This window comes from Umezawaea sp. NPDC059074 (assembly GCF_042738955.1).
GTDB lineage: Bacteria > Actinomycetota > Actinomycetes > Mycobacteriales > Pseudonocardiaceae > Umezawaea.
Map to the genome: position 1 here is coordinate 14,274 of NZ_JBHYHC010000043.1, position 19,309 is coordinate 33,582.

Sequence of the window (19,309 nt, forward strand, 5' to 3'; positions counted from 1 at the left end):
CATGAGCGGATGCGGTGCCCCGGACCAGTCAGTGGTCATCGAGGGCGTGGACACGACAACGGAGACGGTGCTCAGCGGCAAGGTGTTCGCCGAGGGCGCGCCCGTCGGCGGCGCGTACGTGCGGCTGCTCGACTCGACCGGCGAGTTCACCGCCGAGGTCGTGTCGTCGCCGGAGGGCGACTTCCGGTTCTTCGCGGCTCCCGGCGACTGGACGATCCGGGCGTTGCACCGCTCGGGCAACGGCCAGGCGCTCGTGACCGCGTCGGGCCCCGGCGTGCACGCGGTCGAGGTCGCGGTCGCCTGATCGCGCTCCGGAGTGCACGGGTGTCACGCCCGGCGCTACCGGGTGAAGGGGACGGCGGGTGGCTTTGGCCACCGCCGTCCCCTCCGTTTCGCCCGGTCGGGATAAACTCAGCGGGTGGAACACTTCTTCACGGGGCTGCTGATCCTCGTCTCGCTGCTGATCACGTGGTTCGCCGCGTACGTGGTCTACCGGCTCTACTCCGACCAGCGCTGATGACGACGACCAACCCCGAGCCGGGCAGCGGCGACGCCGCGGTGCAGGCCGCCGCCGAGCGCGCCGAGATCACCCGCGCCCGCAACACCCCGCAGTTCGCCGACCTGCCGGTCCCCGGCGACACGGCGAACCTGCGCGAGGGGCCGAACCTGCACGACCGCTGCCTGTCGCTGCTGCCGCTGATCGGCGTGTGGCGCGGCGAGGGCGAGGTCGTCTACCCGAGCATCGACGGCCCGTACCGCTTCGGCCAGCAGATCACGTTCGCCCACGACGGCAGGCCGTTCCTGTTCTACGAGGCGCGGTCGTGGCTGCTGTCGGAGGCCGGTGACGTGATCCGTCCCGCCGCGCGCGAGACCGGGTTCTGGCGTCCGCAGGAGGACGACACCATCGAGGTCCTCCTCACGCACAACACCGGCATCATGGAGCTGTACTACGGCAAGCCGCGCAACCAGACGTCGTGGGAGTTCTCCACTGACGCGGTCGTGCGCACCTCCACCGCGAAGGACGTCACGGCGGCCCAGCGCCTGTACGGCGTGGTCAACAACGGCGACCTCGCGTACGTGGAGGAGCGGGCCATGGTCGGCTACCCGCTCCAGCCGCACACGTCCGCGCACCTCACCCGGTACGCGGGCTAGTCACCCCCTCAGCCTCTCCTCCTGTAGGTACAAGGCGAGGTAGAGGGCGAGCAGGTCGTCGTCCGGCAGCGTCCCACCGGGGTACCGCACCGCGGTGGGACGGGTGCCGAGCAGCCCGTAGTCGAGTTCCACCCGCCCCACCGTCCGCAATCGCGAGCCCAGGTGGTCGTAGGTGAGGTCGTACGGCCCGATCTGGTGCGGGTGGTCGCTGAGGAAGTCGTACTCCAGCTGCCACACCCCGAGGGCCTGGCAGTTCCCGCCCAACGCCCCGTACTCGACCGCCACCCCGCCCACCGACCGGAGCCGGGTGCCCAACCGGTCGTACTCCAGCTCCCAGGACCCGACCGTCTGGGGCCGGATGCCCAGCGTGCCGTAGGTCAGCTCGACCGGCCCGATCCGCCGCAGCCGACTGCCCAGGTTGTCGTAGGCCAGCTCCATCTCCACCACCCGAGTACAGCAGGCCGAGCACGGCCGCCGTGGGCGATTCAGCCGACTCGGCGCATCGCCCTCTCCCGCCGTTCGGCGACGCTCGACCCGGATTCCCGCCGTGCCATCCGCCTCAACACGACCGGGGCCACGAGCAGTCCGACGACCGCCCACGCGGCCAGCACACCGGCGGTCTCCAGGTGCCGCCACGACTCGCCGATCTCCACGACGACCGACCCGTCCGGCAGCAGCGCGGACCGCGTCCCCAACCCCACCCAGTACACCGGGAACACCTGCGCGAGCCCCTGCACCCACTCCGGTAGCGCGGTGACCGGGTAGAAGATCCCGGAGATGCCGATCAGCCCGAGGATCGGCAGCGTGAGCAGCCCTTGACTGCGCGAGCTGGTGAACACCGACCCGAGCACCGCGCCCAACGGCAGCGCGGCGGCCAGCCCGAGCCCCAACACCCACACCAGCGTCGGCCACGAGCCCGCCCCGATCGCCAGCCCCGGCACCAGCACCGCGGCCGGGACCAGGAAGATCGTCAGCTCGACGACCAGCCCGCCCGACACCGAGACGATCTTGCCCAGCAGGTAGGCGGGAACCCCGTGCGGCGTGGCCTTGGCCCGCAGCAGCGTCCCGTCCTCCCGATCGGCGGTGAGCTGCTGGCTCATGCTGACCATCGCCATCGACGCGTTCATGCCCAGGACGCTCGGCAGGACGAGCGCCCCGAGCCGAAACCCACCGAAATCCTTGTCCCGCAGGTATAACGTCACACCGACCATCAACAACGGCCAGAAGAAGTGCCCCCACAGGTCAGCCCCGTTGGTGAACGACTGCCGCAGCTCGACCACGCCACGCCGCCACCCCGCCCGCAGTGCGACCCCGTTCATCAGGCCACCTCCTCGGCCTGGCGCACGAGCGCGAGGTACGTGTCCTCCAACGACGTCCGCCGAACCTCCAGCTCGGACACCTCGTCGCCGAACCGCCGGAACAGGTCGAAGGCGAACCGGGTCGAGTCGGCGGTGGCCTCGACGTGCCGCTGCCCCCCGACCGTCCACCGCACCTCGTCCTCCCCGACGATCACCCGAGCCAACTCGGCGGCCGTGCCGTCGGCGATGACCCGCCCCCGGTCCAGCACGACGATCCGATCGGCCAACGCCTCGGCCTCGTGCAGGTCGTGCGTGGTCAGCAGCACGGTCGTCCCCTCAAGCCCCCGCACCAGCTCGTGGAACTCCCGCCGAGCCTCCGGATCGAACCCGACGGTCGGCTCGTCCAGGAACAACAACTCCGGCCGCCCCACGACCCCGATGGCCACGTCCAACCGCCGCCGCTGCCCACCGGACAGAGTGCGGATCTTCTGCCCGGCCTGCGCCTCAAGCCCGACAGCGGCCACCAGCGAGTCGACATCCCACGGCGAGGCGTAGCAGGACCCGAGGTACGCCAACAACTCCCGCACCCGCCACTTCCCGTGATCACGCCAGGACTGCAACACCACCCCAACCCGCCCCCGCCAAGCCGAACCGGCAAGAGCCGGATCAACCCCCAACACCGAGACCCGCCCGGCAGACCGCCCCCGAAACCCCTCCAACACCTCGATCGTGGTGCTCTTCCCAGCCCCGTTGGGCCCCAACAACGCCAACACCTCCCCACGACAAACCTGGAACGTCACATCAACCAGAACATCAACAACCCCATACCGCATCCGCAAACCATCAACATCAATCACAACATCACCTCGCTCAACCATTCACCAAACGCTAGGACCACCTTTCCCACTTGTCAACCAGAGTTGACACGACTAACCTCACCACCGACAGGAGGGGCAAAAACCCACCACCCACTACCACTGACCTGCCGATTGACTGCCCAGCCGCACGCGCCCCACCGCGCAGCGGCCGATTTTACTTGGGGATTTTGGCCTTAAAATTGGAGATCGGGCAGAGCTTTGGGGCACTGCCTTTTGGCCCGATCAAGGCCAAAATGAGGGGTCCCCAAGTCAAATCGGCCACCCCCGGAACCTCCGACGGAACCACCGACAGAAAACGCCGACCCGCCCCATGGTCCGGGAGCGAACCCCACCCACTTCAGCCCCTACCGAGGGGACTCTCGAACCAGAACGTCCAACACCACCCCGCCAAGGATTGTTCAACAATCCTCACCACCCGTAAGATGCCTCCATGCACCTGCGGAGATGCGGCCGGGACGCCGTGCTGGTCGAGGTCGACTCGCTGAGCGAGGTCGCGGCCGTCCGCGCCGCCCTCCACGCGGCCGACCTCCCGAACCTCCTGGAGCTGGTCCCAGCGGCCCGCACGGTCCTGATCTCCGTCCACCCCGGAACAGACCTCACCCCGGTCCGCCGCGTCCTCGACACCGTCGACCTCGCCCACCCAACAAAAACCGAGTCCCGCGACATCCGCATCCCCGTCCACTACGACGGCCCGGACCTCGCCCTGGTGGCCGAAACCGCGGGCCTCACCGAAGCCGAGGTCGTCGACCTGCACTCCGGGACCGAGTACGAGGTGGCGTTCTGCGGTTTCGCCCCCGGCTTCGGCTACCTCGTCGGCCTCCCGGAACCCCTGCGCCAGCCCAGGCTCGACAGCCCCCGCACCAAGGTCCCCGCGGGCTCGGTGGCCATCGCGGGCGAGTTCACCGCCGCCTACCCCCGCGCCACCCCCGGCGGCTGGCGCCTGCTCGGCCGCACCGACACGACCTTGTTCGACCCCCGCCGCGACGAACCCGCCCTGCTCGCCCCCGGCGACCGCGTCCGCTTCGAGGTGGCCGGATGAGAAGACACCTCACCGTCCTGCGCACCGGCCCGCAAACCCTCGTCCAAGACCTGGGCCGACCGGGCTACGCCCACCTCGGCGTCCCCCCGTCCGGAGCACTGGACACCCCCGCCCTCCGCCTGGCGAACCGGCTGGCGGGCAACCCCGAATCCGCCGCCTGCCTGGAAGTCCTCCTCGGCGGGCTCGCCGTCCGGGCCGAGTCGTCGTGCACGGTCGTCGTGACCGGCCCGCGCGTTCCGGTGCGCCGCAACGGATGCGCGGTCGGCTCGCACGCGCCGGTGCACCTGGCCCACGGCGACGTGCTGGAACTCGGCACTCCCGAGCAAGGCCTCCGGTCCTACCTCGCCGCGTCCGGCGGCTTCGCCGTGACGGCCGAACTGGGCAGCCGCTCCACCGACCTCCTCTCCGGCATCGGCCCGGCCCCGGTGCAGCCCGGCGACACCCTCCCCCTGGGCCGGATCACCGCCCCGGCCACCGGCGCGGACGTCCTGACCCCGACCCACGTCCCCGCCGAACTGGTCATCCCCGTCCTCCTCGGCCCGCGCGACGAGTGGTTCACCACCCCGGCCACCCAACTGCGCTCCGGGAGCTGGACGGTGTCCGAGAAGAGCAACCGGGTCGGGATGCGGCTCCACGGAACGGCGCTGACGCGCGCGGAGGCCTTCCAGGGCCAGGAGCTGCCGAGCGAGGGCATCCCGACCGGCGGCGTGCAGGTGCCCGCGGACGGCCAGCCGGTCGTGTTCCTCGCCGACCACCCGACGACCGGCGGCTACCCGGTGATCGGCGTCGTCCCCGAGGAAGCGCTCCCACTGCTGGCCCAGGCAAGACCAGGCGTCCGGCTGGAGTTCCGCCCTCAGGACTAACTTGGTCTAGACCCATTGTTCCGGTGACCCAGGTCACCTACGTTCAGGGACGGGCCGCCGTGGTTCTCGGATGTCGAGGAGCACACCCCATGCGTCGTCTCGTCATCGCGCTGGTGGCGCTAGCCACCGCCGCGACCGTCCTCGCCCCACCGGCACAGGCAGCCGCCGGACTCACCGCCACCTTCACCCGAACCGGAACCCAGGCGAAGATCGTCGTCGCCAACTCGTCCACCACGGCCATCACCGGCTGGTCGATCAAGTTCGACCTGCCCTCCGGGGTCACCGTCAGCGGCGCGCAGAACGCCACGACGACGCAGACCGGCACGAAGGTCACGCTCACGCCCGCGTACTACATCAACACCGTCGGCGCGGGGAAGAACACCGAGCCCTACAGCCCGACGTTCACGCTCAGCTCGGCCGCCGACCCCACGACGTGCACGATCAACGGCGCGAACTGCGACGGCACCGGTGAGCCGCCGCCCCCGGCCGCGCCGGTGACGGCGTCGTTCTCGTTGAGCGGCACCACGGGCAAGTACGTGGTCAACAACAACACCGACGCGGTGCTGACCTCGTGGTCGATCGTGTTCGAGCTGCCCGCGGGCGTCACGGCGAGCGGCGCGCAGCACTCGACGATCACCCAGAACGGCCGGATCGTCACGCTGGTCCCCTTGTACTACAACAAGAGCGTGGCGGTTCGCGGCTCGACCGAGCCGTACAGCCCGACGTTCACCCTCAGCTCCGCGGTCGAGCCGACGAGCTGCCGCGTCAACGACGTCCGCTGCGACGGCGGCGCGGACACCCCACCCGGCGCGCCCGCGAACCTGCGGTCGCCGGTCAAGACGACCAGGACGGTGTCCCTCGCGTGGGACGCCGCGACCCAGGGAACGCTGCCGCTGGCCGGGTACGAGGTCTACCAGGGCACTTCCCTGTTCACGACGGTCACCGGCACCAGCGCGACCGTGACCGGTCTCAACCCGAACACCGCGTACTCGTTCACGGTGAAGGCCAAGGACAGCAAGGGGAACCGGAGCGCGGCGAGCAACGCCCTCTCCGTGACGACCAACAACCCGAGCGACGACACGCAGGCGCCGACCGTGCCGACCGGACTGCGCAGCACGGCCGTCGACTCGGCGAGCGTCTCGCTGGCGTGGACCGCGTCGATCGACAACCGCGGTGTCGCCGGGTACGACGTCTTCGTCGGCGGGGTGCTGAACTCCACCGTGCCGGGCACGTCCGCCGTGGTCACCGGCCTGTCGCCGTCCACGGCCTACACGTTCACCGTCCGGGCCCGCGACCTGTACGACAACGTGTCCGCGTTCACCGCGGGGCTCCAGGTGTCCACGGCCGACGTCATCGGCAGCGGCTACGCCAGGGTCGGGTACTTCGTGCAGTGGGGCATCTACGGCCGCCAGTTCTTCGTGAAGAACCTGGACACCAACGGTTCCGCGGCGAAGATGACGCACCTGAACTACGCGTTCGGCAACATCGACCCGGTCAACCTGACCTGCCTCCAGGGCGTCACCAGGGGCACCACGGCCAACCCGCAGGACCCGAGCCAGGGTGACGGCGCGGGTGACGCCGAGGCCGACTACAGCAAGCCGTACGCGGCGTCCCAGTCGGTCGACGGCGTGGCGGACACGGGCTTCGAGGCGTTGCGCGGCAACTACAACCAGCTCCGCAAGCTCAAGGCGAAGTACCCGAACCTGAAGGTGCTGATCTCGCTCGGCGGGTGGACGTACTCGAAGTACTTCTCCGACGTGGCGGCCACGGACGCCTCGCGGAAGAAGTTCGTCGCGTCCTGCCTCGACACCTACATCAAGGGCAACCTGCCGGTGTACGGCGGCGCGGGCGGCCCCGGCAGCGCGGCGGGCATCTTCGACGGCATCGACCTCGACTGGGAGTGGCCCGGCTCGGAGGGCCACGCGGGCAACCACATCGGCCCGAACGACAAGGCGAACAACACCCTGCTGATCGCCGAGTTCCGCAAGCAGCTCGACGCGCTGTCCACCACCACGGGCAAGCGCTACCAGATCACCGCGTTCACCCCGGCCGACCCGGCGAAGATCGCGGCGGGCTGGGACGTGGCCGAGGTCGCCAAGTCCATGGACATCTTCAACGTCCAGGGCTACGACTTCCACGGCTCGGGCAGCGACAACTCGTGGGAGCCGAACCGCACCGGACACCAGGGCAACCTGTACCCGGACCCGGCCGACCCGTACGCGACGAAGTTCAGCGTGGAGTCCACGGTGAACGCGTACCTCACCGCCGGGGTGCCGCCGCGCAAGATCACGCTCGGGCTCGCGTTCTACGGCCGCGGCTGGCAGGGCGTGGCCGACGGCGGCAAGAAGGGCGTGTGGCAGACGGCCACCGGCGCGGCTCCGGGGCAGTTCGCCGAGGAGGCCGGGACGCGCGGGTACGCGAACCTGCTCGCCAGCGTCCCGAACTGCCCGGCCCAGCACGACGAGGTGGCCGTGGCGACCTACTGCTACACGGGCGCGGGCGGCCAGTGGTGGACGTTCGACGACACGTGGTCGATCGGCAAGAAGACCGCGTGGATCAAGAGCAAGGGCCTGCTCGGCGCGATGTTCTGGGAGATGTCCGGTGACACCGGGACGTTGATGAGCGCGGTCGACGCCGGACTGCGGTAGTCCTCCCTCGCGGGGGCCGTCCCTTCCGGGGCGGTCCCCGCCCTACCAGAGCCCGACGAGCCGCAGGAAGCGCACGACCAGCGCCGCCACCGGGATCAGCAGCAGGACCTTGGCCATCGTCAGCAGCAGGCCGCTGTTGACCCGCAGGGCCATCGCCCGCTTGTGGACGCCGACCGAGCGCAGGGCCTCCTGCACCGCGCGGGCCACGTGGTGGGCGGCCGATCCCTGCGGGGCGCGCTGACCGGGCACCGGCGGCACGGGCACGACCCGTGGCGTCCAGTCGGGGGCGAAGGCGATGACGGCGGCCGTCCACAGCCCGGTCCCGGTCACCACCCCGTCCAGGCCGGTCGGCTTCGGCAGGTGCTCGTCGAGCCGCTCGCCGAGGCCGTCCCGCTCGCCGGGCACCAGCAGCACGAGCTTGCCCGCGGGCTGGGTGGAGCTCGCCTGGTCGACCTCCCACCACAGCCCGTCGCCCTCGCCCAGCCGCAGGACGATCACCTGGCACAGCTCCATCAGCCGCAGGACACCCGGCTGCCAGTCGTGGAACGGCAGGTAGAACCGGGCGGCCCCGAGGTGCGGCAGTGGCTCACGGGGTCGACCGACCGCGATGACCGGGCCGAACGCGCCCAAGGCCTCGACGAGCTGCTCCTCCCGCGTGGACACGCTGAGCAGAGCGGTCGACAGGGCTCCGGGCATCTCGTCGACCTCGGCCGCGGTGGCGTCGTCGCCGAAGCTCCGCAGGTACAGCACGGGCGTGCGCCCGTCCGCCCGCAACGCCTGCACCGCGCCGCGCGCCGACCGCGGCCGGGAGTAGCGGAGCACGAAGTAGGCGATCACCAGCGCGACCAGGCAGCCGAGCAGCATGAACCCCCGCACCGACCAGGGGATGCCCTTGGCGCGGGTCGCCGTCACGAACGAGAAGAACCCCGACACCATCAGCAGGTAGCCCACGCCGCTGACCACCAGGAACACCGGCCGCCGCCACCGGGGCCGGTGCGGGACGAACCGGCTGACCAGCTCCACGACCTCGGCGTTGGCCGTCCGACGGCGGTACCGGAACAGCAGCACGAGGACGAGCAGCGCGGCGGACACCTCCAGCCACGGCCGCGCGGCCTCGGCGGACGCGTCGAAGGCCGCGTCCAGCGCCGCTCGGTCCCGGTCGATCTCCGCCGGGACGTCGTCGACCACCTTCAGGACGTTCGCGCTGCCGTCCTCGGCGAGACTCGCGCCGAGCCAGATCGACGGTCGGCTCTGGCTCCCGGACGGGGCGTTCTCCTCGAACCACGCGGCCACCGCGCGGACCTCGCCGATCGACGACGGCAGCCGGTCGACCGCGGCGAGGAACGCCGCGTACTGCTCGGGGGCGTCGTGGAAGGCGGCGCGATCCCGCAGGTCCGTGCCCGCGGTGATGGCGAAGTGCAACGCGACGTAGGTGACGACGGCCGCGACGACCGCGACGAACCGGGCCAACGCCCGCAAACCGGAGGACAGCTCGCCCACCTCGCCGTGCCGGAGCACCACCGTCGGGTGCTTGATCACCCAGGAGTAGCACGGCGACGAGCCCGGTCAGGCCGGTTCGGTCGGATCAGCTCTGGTGGGGCGGCGGCGGACCGCCGCCCCGACCGGTCAGTACTCGGACTCGTACAGGTCGGCCAGCTCGGCGTGGATCGCGGTCGAGTCGGCGAGGGGCTTGCCGTCCAGCGTGTGCACGCGGGTGATCTTGCGGACGCTCGACACCAGGAACACGCCGTCGGCCGAGTGCAGGTCGGCCACGGGGATCGGCTCGACCACGACCGTCCAGCCCTCGCGCTTCGCGGCGCGGAACAGGGCGGCCTGCGTGGTGCCGGGGAGGATGCCGAGGGTGGCGGGCGGGGTGGTGATGGTGCGGCCGTTGACCGTGAGGAGGGTCGACGTCGGACCCTCCAGGACGCTGCCGGAGGACGTGGTGAACACGACCTCCTCCGCGCCGCGGCGTTCGGCTTCCCGCAGCGCCGCCATGTTCACCGCGTACGACAAGGACTTCGCGCCCAGCAGCAGCCACGGGGCGCGCTCGGCCAGACCGGGCTCGATGCCGCGGTCCAGCGTCACCGCCGACAGGCCGCCCGCGCGCTGCGCGAGGACCTTCGCGCCGATCGCCATGCCCAGCGCGAAACCGGTGGGCGTGCCGTCACCGCCCTCGACGCCGCGGGTGTAGACGAGCTTGAGGGCCATCTCCTGGCCGCCGGACCAGTTGTCCAGCACCAGGGTGGCGGCCCGCTCGAAGGCCGCGCGGTCGGGTTCGGGGAGGTCCAGCATCGCCGCGGACCGGGCCAGCCGGTCGAGGTGCGGGTCCATCTCCCGCGGCTTTCCGTCGACGACCAGGACCGTTTCGAAGATCCCGTCGCCGCGCATCAGGCCGAGGTCGTCCACCCGCACGAGCGGGGCATCGGGGTCGGCCAACGTTCCGTCGAGAAGTGCCAGCACGCGCATACGGGCAGCCTACTCACGGCCTACCATCGGCACGGTGGAGACCGCAAGTGGCAGGCAGGCGTTGCGCAAGACGTTGCACGAGCGCGGAATGCGCATGACCCCCCAGCGACAACTCGTGCTCGACGCGGTGCGCGAACTGGAGCACGCCACACCGGAGCAGATCTGCACCCGCGTGCAGGCCACCGCGTCGACGGTGAACATCACGACGATCTACCGGACCCTCGACCTGCTGGACAAGCTCGGCCTGGTCCGGCACACCCACCTCGGCCACGGGGCCCCGACCTACTCGGCCGACGACCACGAGCACGTGCACCTCGTCTGCCACCGCTGCGGGCGGATGGACGAGATCCCGTGCGACCTGCTCGAAGGGCTGGCCGGAACACTGGGCGAGGCGTACGGGTTCGAACTTGACGCAAGCCACCTCGCGCTGTCCGGCACGTGTCGGGACTGCCTGGAACTGGAGACCGAGTGAACTCACCGCTGCTCACCGCACCTGGCGCCGTCGCGCCGTTCGACGGCGCCCCCGACCAAGGGGTGCCGTGGCACTTCGGCGACCCGTTCGCCGAGCAGCGGTCGGCGGCGCGCTCGGTCGCGGTGTTCGACCGCTCGCACCGCGGTGTGCTCGCCGTGCCCGGCGACGACCGCCTGACCTGGCTGCACTCGTTGACCAGCCAGCACTTCGCGGCCCTCGCCGAGGGCCGCGGCACCGAGGCGCTGGTGCTGGACGTGCAGGGCCGGGTCGAGCACCACGCCGTCGTCGCGAACGTCGACGGCACGGTGTACCTCGACATGGAGGCGCGGACCCTCGAACCGCTGCTGAAGTACCTGGACTCGATGCGGTTCTGGTCGAAGGTGGAGCCGCGCGACGCGACCGCCGAACTGGCCGTGCTGTCCCTGGTGGGGCCGGAGGTGGCGGACCTGCTGGCGAAGCTGGACCTGCCCGTGCCCGGCAAGCCGGACCAGGTGCTGGCGCTGCCCGGCGGCGGGTTCGCACGCCGCATGACGTGGCCCGGCCACGACGCCGTTGACCTGGTCGTGCCGCGCGCCGACCTGGTGACCTGGTGGGGCCGCCTGACCGACGGCGGCGCCCGACCCGCGGGCACGTGGGCGTTCGAGGCGCTGCGCGTCGAGGCCCTGCGCCCCCGGCTCGGCATCGACACCGACGAGAAGACCATCCCGCACGAGGTCAACTGGATCGGCTCGGCCGTGCACCTGGACAAGGGGTGCTACCGCGGCCAGGAGACCGTGTCGAAGGTGCACAACGTCGGCCGCCCGCCACGCCGGATGCTCCTGCTCCACCTGGACGGCTCCCGCGAGGTCCAACCGGAAACCGGCGACCCGGTGCTGCTGGGCGACCGCGTGGTCGGCCGCGTGGGCAGCGTCGCACTGCACCACGAACTGGGCACGGTGGCGTTGGCGCTGGTCAAACGCTCGGTGCCGGTGGACGCCGAACTGATGCTCGGGGTCGACGACCGGATCGTGCAAGGCGCGATCGACCCCGACTCGATCCCGCCGGACACCCCGGCACTGGGCCGGGAAGCAGCCAGGAACCTGGGCCGGTAGGGACGCGGCAAGGTCTGCTCGGGCCGGACCGGGACTTCGGCCGGGCCCGGCTGGGTACTTGGGCTACGGCGGGGCCCACGTCGGGCTGGCTTGGGCCAAGCTCGGTTCGGGCTTCGGCGGGGCTCGTACGGCCGTCGGAACCGGTACCGGGTCGGTGTGCGGCCGTTCGGTGGACTCCAGGCGTGCGGCACCGGTCGTTCCCGACCGGACCTGTGCCAGTATTTCCGCATGCCCCGCTCCGGCTACCCCGGCACGCTGCTCACCGTCGCGCCTCGCGCGACGGGCTCGGTCGACGACCTGGTGGCGGCCGCGGTGAGCTGCGAGCGGGTCGGCGTCTCCGTGGTGCTGGTGCCCGCGGGTCCGGTGGCGTGGTTGCGCGACGCTGTCGTCGGGCTGCGCGAACAGACCGGGCTGCTGGTCCGGTTGGCGGACGTGACCGGTGCTCTCGACGTGGCACCGGACTCGGCCGCGGTTCCGCTGGACGGCGACTGGGAGGCGCTCGTGCGGCTCCACACGGCGTTGCGGGACCTCCGGATCGCCCCCTCGTTCGAGATCACCGACCTCGCGCTGGTCGCCGTGCTGCGGCGACTGCTGGACGAGCACGGGCTCCCGGTCGCCGATCGTGTTCACGTCGGGCTCGTGCTGGGTAACCCCGGAGGGTCGCCGGGCGATGCGGTGACTGTGGTCGACGCGGTGCGTCGGCTCCCGGACGGCGCGACCTTCTCCGCGGCCGGGCTGGACGGGACGACGTTGCCGGTGATGCTGGCGGCGTTGGCGACCGGCGGCCACCTCCGGGTGGGCACCGCCGACACCGCCGACTACGCCGACGGCCAGCCGGTCCGGGACGACGTCCAGCTCGTGGCGCGCGCCGCGGGCCTGGCGAAGATCGCTCAACGGCCGCCGCTGGCGGTGGCCGAAGCACGGGAACTACTCGGTGTGCACAGTCCGGTACAGGTTTGACACCACTTTGGAAGCAGGTTCGTGTTGGCGGCTGAGCAGGATCTACCTCAGGATGAGTACGTGATCGAGGTGCGTCCTGGCGGACGCCGCCGTATCGACCGGGTGCTCGCCCCTGACTACGCAGAGGGCGTCGAGCAGCGCCCTCTCGCCGACGTGCGCGCGTTGCGCGACGAAGCGGCCCAAGAGGAAACAGACCTCTCCTACCTGCGACGACTGCTGCACGCGCGGATCGACATCGTGCGCGCGGAAAAACTGCGCCGGACCGACGGCGGGTCCTCCGTCGTCGACCAACTGGCAACGATCCTCGCGTCCAACGCCGTGGGCCCGTCCACCGGTCTCGGCCGGTACCAGACCCACGAGCCGTCACGGGCGGACGCCCACCAGCGGCACGTCGAGGCCTTGGTCTCGGACGTCGACCTCTCGGACGTGAGCACGCTCTCCGACGAGAAGCTGGACCTCACCCTGCGCACGTTCATCGGCGAGGAAGCCTCGGTTTCCCAGCGCCGTCGACAGGTGCAGGTCGTGATGGACCAGCTGAACGCCGAGATCGCGGGCCGCTACCAGAGCGGGAGCGCCTCGGTGGACGACCTGCTGGCGGACGAGCGAGGCCGACCGAACAACCGGGTCAAGGACTGAACCGACCGCCCGGCACCACGCGCGGGCACGGCGGACAACGCCGCTTCGACGTGCCCCACGGGGCGTGCCGGGCGGCTTTTTTGGTGTTGCACGTGCATTTGCACTAACCGTGCATGCTCTGGGTGGATGGTCCGGCGGGTGTTTCCCGCCGGTAGCGCTGAGATGTTCTTCCAGGGGCGGCGGGTGCGCGATCATCCGGCCCCTCGGAATTCCCAGCCGCCATTTCCTGCCTACATCTCGCCCATTGGCTCCGCCTATTCCTTCACCCATTTCTCCGGCCTCATGCCCACACCTCACCCCTTCCCATCCTGTGGAATTTTCTTCCCGGATGTTGAGCAGCGGGCCTAGCGTGCAGGTATGGCGGGTCGGTATCGGTGGGTGGTTCTCGGGGTCGGGGCGGTCGCACAGGGGACCAACGCGGCGGTGTTCCTCGGCCTGCCCGCGCTGACGCCGCAGTTGCGGGAGTTCTTCCACCTCTCGTTGCCGCAGGTCGGGTTGCTGCTGGGGGCGGTGAACCTGGGGACCATGCTCACGTTGGTCAGCTGGGGCGCGCTCGCCGATCGACGGGGTGAGCGGGTGGTGATGACCGTCGGCGGGGTGGGCGCTGCCGCTTGCCTCGCTCTGGCCGCGGGCGGACACGTCGTGGTGGCCGGTCTCGCGTTGTTCGGCGCTGGGGTTTTCGGGGCGAGCGTCAACGCCGCCAGTGGGCGGGCGGTGATGAGTTGGTTCACCGCTGACCGGCGTGGGTTGGCGATGGGGATTCGGCAGACCGCCACGCCGTTGGGGGCGGCGTTGGCCGCTGTCGTGTTGCCGGTGGTGGCGGCGAACGCGGGGGTTCCGGCGGCGTTCTTGGTGTTGAGCGCGTTCACCGGAATCGTGGCGTTGGCCATTGCCGTGTTCATTCGGGAACCGGCTGGTGCTGTTCGCGCTACCCGCAGCCAGGGTGTGGTGCTGCGGGATCGGCGGTTGATCCGGCTCAGTGTCGCCAGCGGGTTGTTGGTGGTCCCGCAGTTCACCGCCGCCGCGTTGATGGTGGAACTGCTCCACGAACACCGCGGGCTGGCTGTCGGGGCCGCTTCAGGGCTGTTCGCGGTCGCCCAGGTGCTGGGTGGTGCGGGACGACTGGGGGCCGGGGTGTGGTCGGACGCCGTGCGCAGTCGGGTGGGGCCTCTGCGGGTCATCACGGTGGTCGTGGCGGTGGGGTTCGTGCTGTCCGCGGTGCTGGTGGAAGCGCCGGTCTGGCTGTTGGCCGTCGTGCTGGTGCCGACCACCGCCCTGGCCGTGTGCTGGAACGGGCTCGCGGTGACCGCCGCCGCCGAGATGGCTCCCGAGGGCAGCAGCGGGACCGCACTGGGCATGCAGAACTCGGCCAACTACCTGAGCGCGACGATCACCCCCGCGCTCGCGGGCTGGGTGGCCGTCTCGGTGTCGTGGCCCGCGGCCCTCCTGCTGGCGGCGGTGGCCGCCGTCGCCGCTCGGATGCTGCTCCGGGAGAGCGCCCTGGGGTACCCGAGCACGCCCGTTCGGGTGAAGCAGTAGCAGTCAGCCGTGGCGTTCGCGGAGGCCCAGTTCGGACCAGAACTCGCGGAGGGACTCGTAGCGGAGCGCGACCTCTTCCGAGTCGCCCGACTCCAGGGCGTCGATGATCGCGTTCACGTCCTGGGCCGAGGTGTCCTCCAGCAGGTCCTTGTCCTCGACGAGCTGGACCAGGCCGCCGTAGTCGAGTTCGACGGCGGAGTGCGGGTGGAAGTTCTCCAGCCAGCGGCCGGTGTCGGCCAGGACCCTGGCCGGGCCGTTCTCGCCGATCGAGCGCTTCACGATCGTGTGCGCCCGCGCCACGCGCCTGCGGGCGTCGGCCATGGCCACGCGCCACGACAGCTGGCGGGCCGGGTCGTTCTGCGGGGCCAGGACGATGCGGCGCGTGTCCGGGTCGACCAGGGCGAACCAGGGCAGCGGGACGGTCCAGGTGGTGGACACGACGTGGACCGCGCCCGCGTTCAGCTCGGCCATCACGGAGGCGGCGCGGGAGCGGGCCTCGTCCGACGGCCTGCTCAGCGCCTCGTCGCGCAGCGGGCCGGTCGAGGTGGCCAGGAAGCCGATCAGACCGGCCGCGGACCGGGCCCGCAGGTCCAGGGGGCAGACCAGCGGTCCAGGGCCCACGCGGGCGGCGTCGCTCGTGGGGACCTCGGCCGGGCTGATGGTCATCACGTCGAAGGGGGCGTTCTCGACCGCGCCACGCCCGTCCGAGCGGTCTCCTGGCAGCAATCTGGGCGGCGAGGCCAGCTGTGACCGCAACCACAGTTCGCGTTCCCGGTCGCCGACGTCGGCTCTGCCCAGCGAGCCCTTTTCGAGCGCGCGACGCACCTGATCAGCCAACGGGGGTTCGAGCGCCGACAGCGGCTCGTACACCCGGAGGTAGGCGACGAACGGTCGAGGCACGTGTGAATCCTGCCATGAGGGCCCTCTGAGGAGATTGGGCGGTGCGTCTCACAACTCCCAGGGCCTACCGCGTCGCGAGGAACCCCATCGACACGGTACGGTAGTTACCAGGAACTAGTTGTCGAGACGAGTGGGGCCGCCGTTCCCCCGGCCGCCCCCGTCCCTGTCTGAGGGGGTCGAGCCATGGGGCGCGGCCGAGCGAAGGCCAAGCAGACGAAGGTGGCCCGAGAGCTTAAGTACAGCTCCCATTCCACCGACTTTGACGCCTTGCAACGCGAGCTGTCCAGCGGCGAGTCCGCGAATGGACACTTCAGCGACGAGCGACCAGACGATCCGTCGGAAGACGGATACGACGACTACCGTCGCTGAATCAACCTGGGACTCTCAAGGGTTGAGCTGCCACAAGCAGCTCAACCCTTGAAGTCTCGGGACCTTCTAGAACGCCCTGGCGTACTGCTGGGGCGCCCTCACCTCCGCTCCGAGCTGGACCGCTGCGTGCAACGGCCAGTACGGGTCGCGGAGTAGTTCGCGCGCGAGCAGAACGATGTCCGCCGACCCGTCGGTGAGGATCGTTTCAGCCTGCCGGGCGTCGGTGATGAGTCCGACGGCCCCGGTGGGTACTTCGGCCTTCTTCCGAACCGCGTCGGCGAACGGCACCTGGTAACCGGGCCCCGAGGTGATCTTGGCGTCCGGCACCAAGCCGCCGGTCGACGCGTCCACGAGGTCTGCGCCGACGTCGGCGAGCGCGCGCGAGAGCCGGACGCTGTCCTGCTCGTCCCACCCTCCGTCGACCCAGTCGGTCGCCGAGATGCGGACGAGCACGGGCACGTCCTCTCCCACTTCGGCGCGGACCGCGGCCGTCACCTCGACGGCCAGGCGGGTGCGCCCCTCGAAGCTCCCGCCGTACCCGTCGGTGCGCTTGTTCGTGAGCGGCGACAGGAACTGGTGCAGCAGGTAGCCGTGGGCCGCGTGGACCTCCACGAGCTGGAAGCCCGCGTCCAACGCCCGGCGAGCGCCCGCGGCGAAGTCCCGGATGAGCTGCTGGATGCCGTCCTCGTCGAGTTCCACGGGGGTCCGGTAGCTCGCGGTGAACGGCTCGGTGCCCACGCCGACGGGCGTCCAGCCGCCCTGGTCGTCCGGCACGCCGCCGTGCTGGTCGGCGAACGGCGAGTAGGTCGACGCCTTGCGGCCCGCGTGCCCGAGCTGGAGGCCCGCCACCGCGCCGTGCTCGCGGATGAACTTCGTGATGGGTCGCCACGCCGCGACCTGCTCGTCGTTCCAGATGCCGGTGTCGGAGGGCGAGATGCGGCCGTTGGCCTGGACGGCGGTGGCCTCGGCGATCACCAGTCCGGCGCCGCCGACCGCCCGCGAACCCAGGTGGACCAGGTGCCAGTCGTTCGGCACGCCGTTCTCGGCCGAGTACTGGCACATCGGACTCACCGCGATTCGGTTCGGCAAGGTCACCGATCGCAGCGTGAGTGGGTCGAACAGGGGGCTCAAGACGACTCCTTCTCCTCGTGGTCTCTCCCCTCGTTCCAAGGTCCCACGTCTGCCGTCTTGTTCCCGATCGGAGGCGGATCACACCAGGTGGGAGCAGGGGAATTCCAGCTGGTCCGGTATCCATTCCCATTCGCAGTTGATCATCGAATTCGTCATAAGCCGTATCGCCTGCGGCATGCGTCCAATTGGGTGTACTCTCCGCAGCACGTTCGGGGTCTCCGCCGCACACACTTACTCTCAGGTACGAGTGTGCGCTCACGATGAATTCGATTTTCACATCGCCCGCCGGTACCGACGAGTAACCAGGATCCAAATGCCATTGCCGACAGCAACACAGGATCTCGCGTGGCCGTCGAACAGCCTGCTGGGCCGCTTGCGCGACGCACCGCGACAGGAACTCCTGAACATCGGGACCGTGGTCCGGTATCCGGCGGACAAGGAGGTCATCGAGCAGGATGCGAGCGACACTCATGTGCTCCTCCTGCTGGACGGCGTCGTGAAGGTCCAGGCCTCGGACGAGACCGGGAACACCGCCCTGCTGGCCATCCGGGTCGCGGGCGACCTGGTGGGCGAGATGTCCGCCCTCGACCAGAAGCCGCGGTCCGCCACGGTGGTGACCTGCGGCGACGTCGTGGCCAAGATGATCAGCAGCGCGGAACTCACGGCCTTTCTGCACCGGCGCAACGACGCGTTCGTCGAATTGTTCGCCATGACGAACGACCGACTGCGCTGGGCGAATCAACGACGTCGCGATTTCCTCTCGCACCCCGCGGCCGAGAGAGTCGCGCGAGTGGTCTACGAGCTGGTGCAGACCTATGGCCGCGAAGAGACCGAGGGATGGGTGTTGGGAATTCCGCTAACCAAAGTCGAACTGGCGTCGATCGCGGGCATGAAGCCGCGAACCGCCGAGAAGGCGTTCAGCGATCTGCGCAAGGCGGGCGTCGTCGTCAGCCACCTGAGGCGCAACGTGGTCGTCCCCGACCTGCAGCGATTGCGCGAATTCGCGAGCTGCTGACGCCAGTCCGCAATTTTGCGGTTTTCCGTCCGATGTCGTACCGCACAGTGACTCTGCGCAGCAGGTCCCGATCCGGAGGTAGTCCGCCATGAGCCAGGCCGACTTTCGGCGCAGCCTGCTCGTCTCCTGCGACCTGCGCAAGTACGGGGCGGCCGACGACCAGCTCCAGCGCATCCTCCAGGAGCTGCTCGTCCAGAGCCTCGACCGGGCGGGCGCGGCCGCGGGACTCGACCGCTCCTCGTGGCACCGGCAACCGCTGGGCGACGAGGAGTTCGCCGTGCTCCCGCCGGACAGCCCGGAGAGCACCGTGGTCGACACCTACGTGCGCGCCCTCGCCGCGGAGCTCCACTCGCTCAACCGCTACCGCGTCCCGGAGGCCAGGGTCCGGATGCGGATGGCCATCCACCACGGTGTGGTCGTCAACGGCGCCAACGGCTTCCCCGGCCGCGACACGGTCCTGCTCAACCGCCTCCTCAGCAGCCACCCGGCCCACCAGGCGCTCGACGACTTCCCGAACGCGGACCTGGTCCTGATCCTCTCCGAACACCTCTACGACACCCTGGTCGCGGCGGGCCACACCACGTTCGAGCCGACCGACTTCCGCAAGGTCGACGTCACCGTCAAGACCTTCAGCGGCCACGGCTGGATGTGGGTGGCGGGGGCCGACGTGCACGCCGTGAACCTCACGGGCGCGACGCCCGTGGCGGCCGAGCCCGTGGCCGAGGCGGAACCGCCCGGCAGGCCCGGCACGATCAACCAGCACGCGGTGGCCACCCACGGGTCCACCGTCTACCAGGCGGGCAGGGACCTCACGGTGCGCGAACGCGGCCGGAAGTGATGGGCCCCACT

General features: G+C 70.5%; 20 protein-coding genes. 13 read left to right on the forward strand and 7 right to left on the reverse strand.

Annotated features, from left to right (window positions below):
• Nucleotide 1 precedes the first annotated feature (1 nt).
• The gene (locus tag ACFWW9_RS20680) at nt 2-304 is read left to right on the forward strand and encodes a DUF1416 domain-containing protein (RefSeq protein WP_390380010.1); all 303 of its coding nucleotides are present in this window, start codon (nt 2-4) and stop codon (nt 302-304) included.
• Between the two features lie 212 nt (nt 305-516).
• Nucleotides 517-1,152: an FABP family protein gene (locus ACFWW9_RS20685; RefSeq protein ID WP_390380012.1), complete on the forward strand. Its 636-nt coding sequence runs from the start codon at nt 517-519 to the stop codon at nt 1,150-1,152.
• Here the strand turns inward: ACFWW9_RS20685 and ACFWW9_RS20690 are convergent, their stop codons facing one another.
• From ACFWW9_RS20690 to ACFWW9_RS20700, 3 genes are read right to left on the reverse strand one after another with little or no spacing between them, the layout of a single operon-like run.
• A complete protein-coding gene (locus ACFWW9_RS20690) occupies nt 1,153-1,599 on the reverse strand; it encodes a hypothetical protein (protein ID WP_390380015.1) in 447 nt (148 codons plus the stop codon).
• A 38-nt stretch (nt 1,600-1,637) separates the two neighbouring features.
• On the reverse strand, nt 1,638-2,471 hold the full coding sequence (locus ACFWW9_RS20695; protein WP_390380018.1) for an ABC transporter permease: 834 nt from the start codon (nt 2,469-2,471) through the stop codon (nt 1,638-1,640).
• Nucleotides 2,471-3,328: an ABC transporter ATP-binding protein gene (locus tag ACFWW9_RS20700; RefSeq protein ID WP_390380021.1), complete on the reverse strand. Its 858-nt coding sequence runs from the start codon at nt 3,326-3,328 to the stop codon at nt 2,471-2,473. Before ACFWW9_RS20700 ends, ACFWW9_RS20695 begins: the two co-directional genes overlap by 1 nt.
• A gap of 430 nt (nt 3,329-3,758) precedes the next feature.
• Between ACFWW9_RS20700 and pxpB the strand changes: the two genes are divergently transcribed.
• From pxpB to ACFWW9_RS20715, 3 genes are all read left to right on the forward strand, one after another.
• Nucleotides 3,759-4,367 (forward strand): 5-oxoprolinase subunit PxpB, encoded by a 609-nt coding sequence (gene pxpB, locus ACFWW9_RS20705; protein WP_390380024.1) that lies wholly within the window; start codon nt 3,759-3,761, stop codon nt 4,365-4,367.
• Nucleotides 4,364-5,230 carry a biotin-dependent carboxyltransferase family protein gene (locus ACFWW9_RS20710; RefSeq protein ID WP_390380027.1) on the forward strand — a complete coding sequence of 289 codons (867 nt, stop codon included), beginning with the start codon at nt 4,364-4,366 and terminating at the stop codon, nt 5,228-5,230. Before pxpB ends, ACFWW9_RS20710 begins: the two co-directional genes overlap by 4 nt.
• A gap of 89 nt (nt 5,231-5,319) precedes the next feature.
• Nucleotides 5,320-7,878, forward strand: a complete 2,559-nt coding sequence (locus ACFWW9_RS20715; RefSeq protein WP_390380030.1) for a glycosyl hydrolase family 18 protein — start codon at nt 5,320-5,322, stop codon at nt 7,876-7,878.
• 42 nt (nt 7,879-7,920) lie between these two features.
• Here the strand turns inward: ACFWW9_RS20715 and ACFWW9_RS20720 are convergent, their stop codons facing one another.
• Nucleotides 7,921-9,417 (reverse strand): hypothetical protein, encoded by a 1,497-nt coding sequence (locus ACFWW9_RS20720; protein ID WP_390380033.1) that lies wholly within the window; start codon nt 9,415-9,417, stop codon nt 7,921-7,923.
• A gap of 87 nt (nt 9,418-9,504) precedes the next feature.
• Nucleotides 9,505-10,347: an aminodeoxychorismate lyase gene (locus ACFWW9_RS20725; RefSeq protein WP_390380036.1), complete on the reverse strand. Its 843-nt coding sequence runs from the start codon at nt 10,345-10,347 to the stop codon at nt 9,505-9,507.
• Nucleotides 10,348-10,435: 88 nt separating this feature from the next.
• Between ACFWW9_RS20725 and ACFWW9_RS20730 the strand changes: the two genes are divergently transcribed.
• The 5 genes from ACFWW9_RS20730 (at nt 10,436) to ACFWW9_RS20750 (ending at nt 15,045) form a co-directional block, all read left to right on the forward strand.
• Nucleotides 10,436-10,819: a Fur family transcriptional regulator gene (locus ACFWW9_RS20730; RefSeq protein WP_390380170.1), complete on the forward strand. Its 384-nt coding sequence runs from the start codon at nt 10,436-10,438 to the stop codon at nt 10,817-10,819.
• A complete protein-coding gene (locus tag ACFWW9_RS20735; protein WP_390380039.1) occupies nt 10,816-11,910 on the forward strand; it encodes a YgfZ/GcvT domain-containing protein in 1,095 nt (364 codons plus the stop codon). The genes ACFWW9_RS20730 and ACFWW9_RS20735 overlap by 4 nt, the downstream gene beginning before the upstream one ends.
• A gap of 228 nt (nt 11,911-12,138) precedes the next feature.
• Nucleotides 12,139-12,870, forward strand: a complete 732-nt coding sequence (locus ACFWW9_RS20740) for a 3-keto-5-aminohexanoate cleavage protein (protein ID WP_390380042.1) — start codon at nt 12,139-12,141, stop codon at nt 12,868-12,870.
• A gap of 60 nt (nt 12,871-12,930) precedes the next feature.
• Nucleotides 12,931-13,506, forward strand: coding sequence for an aerial mycelium formation protein (locus tag ACFWW9_RS20745; protein ID WP_390380045.1), 576 nt, complete (start codon nt 12,931-12,933; stop codon nt 13,504-13,506).
• A gap of 357 nt (nt 13,507-13,863) precedes the next feature.
• Nucleotides 13,864-15,045, forward strand: a complete 1,182-nt coding sequence (locus tag ACFWW9_RS20750; RefSeq protein ID WP_390380048.1) for an MFS transporter — start codon at nt 13,864-13,866, stop codon at nt 15,043-15,045.
• Nucleotides 15,046-15,048: 3 nt separating this feature from the next.
• Here ACFWW9_RS20750 and ACFWW9_RS20755 read toward each other — a convergent pair whose 3' ends face one another.
• Nucleotides 15,049-15,945 carry a hypothetical protein gene (locus tag ACFWW9_RS20755; RefSeq protein ID WP_390380051.1) on the reverse strand — a complete coding sequence of 299 codons (897 nt, stop codon included), beginning with the start codon at nt 15,943-15,945 and terminating at the stop codon, nt 15,049-15,051.
• Between the two features lie 183 nt (nt 15,946-16,128).
• Between ACFWW9_RS20755 and ACFWW9_RS20760 the strand changes: the two genes are divergently transcribed.
• Nucleotides 16,129-16,314: a DUF3073 domain-containing protein gene (locus ACFWW9_RS20760; RefSeq protein ID WP_106196235.1), complete on the forward strand. Its 186-nt coding sequence runs from the start codon at nt 16,129-16,131 to the stop codon at nt 16,312-16,314.
• Nucleotides 16,315-16,380: 66 nt separating this feature from the next.
• On the opposite strand, the gene ACFWW9_RS20765 is transcribed toward ACFWW9_RS20760, so the two are convergent.
• Nucleotides 16,381-17,445: an NADH:flavin oxidoreductase/NADH oxidase gene (locus ACFWW9_RS20765; protein ID WP_390380055.1), complete on the reverse strand. Its 1,065-nt coding sequence runs from the start codon at nt 17,443-17,445 to the stop codon at nt 16,381-16,383.
• 313 nt (nt 17,446-17,758) lie between these two features.
• Between ACFWW9_RS20765 and ACFWW9_RS20770 the strand changes: the two genes are divergently transcribed.
• Nucleotides 17,759-18,460 carry a Crp/Fnr family transcriptional regulator gene (locus ACFWW9_RS20770; RefSeq protein ID WP_390380058.1) on the forward strand — a complete coding sequence of 234 codons (702 nt, stop codon included), beginning with the start codon at nt 17,759-17,761 and terminating at the stop codon, nt 18,458-18,460.
• Between the two features lie 88 nt (nt 18,461-18,548).
• Nucleotides 18,549-19,298 (forward strand): hypothetical protein, encoded by a 750-nt coding sequence (locus ACFWW9_RS20775; protein ID WP_390380061.1) that lies wholly within the window; start codon nt 18,549-18,551, stop codon nt 19,296-19,298.
• Nucleotides 19,299-19,309: the final 11 nt, after the last annotated feature.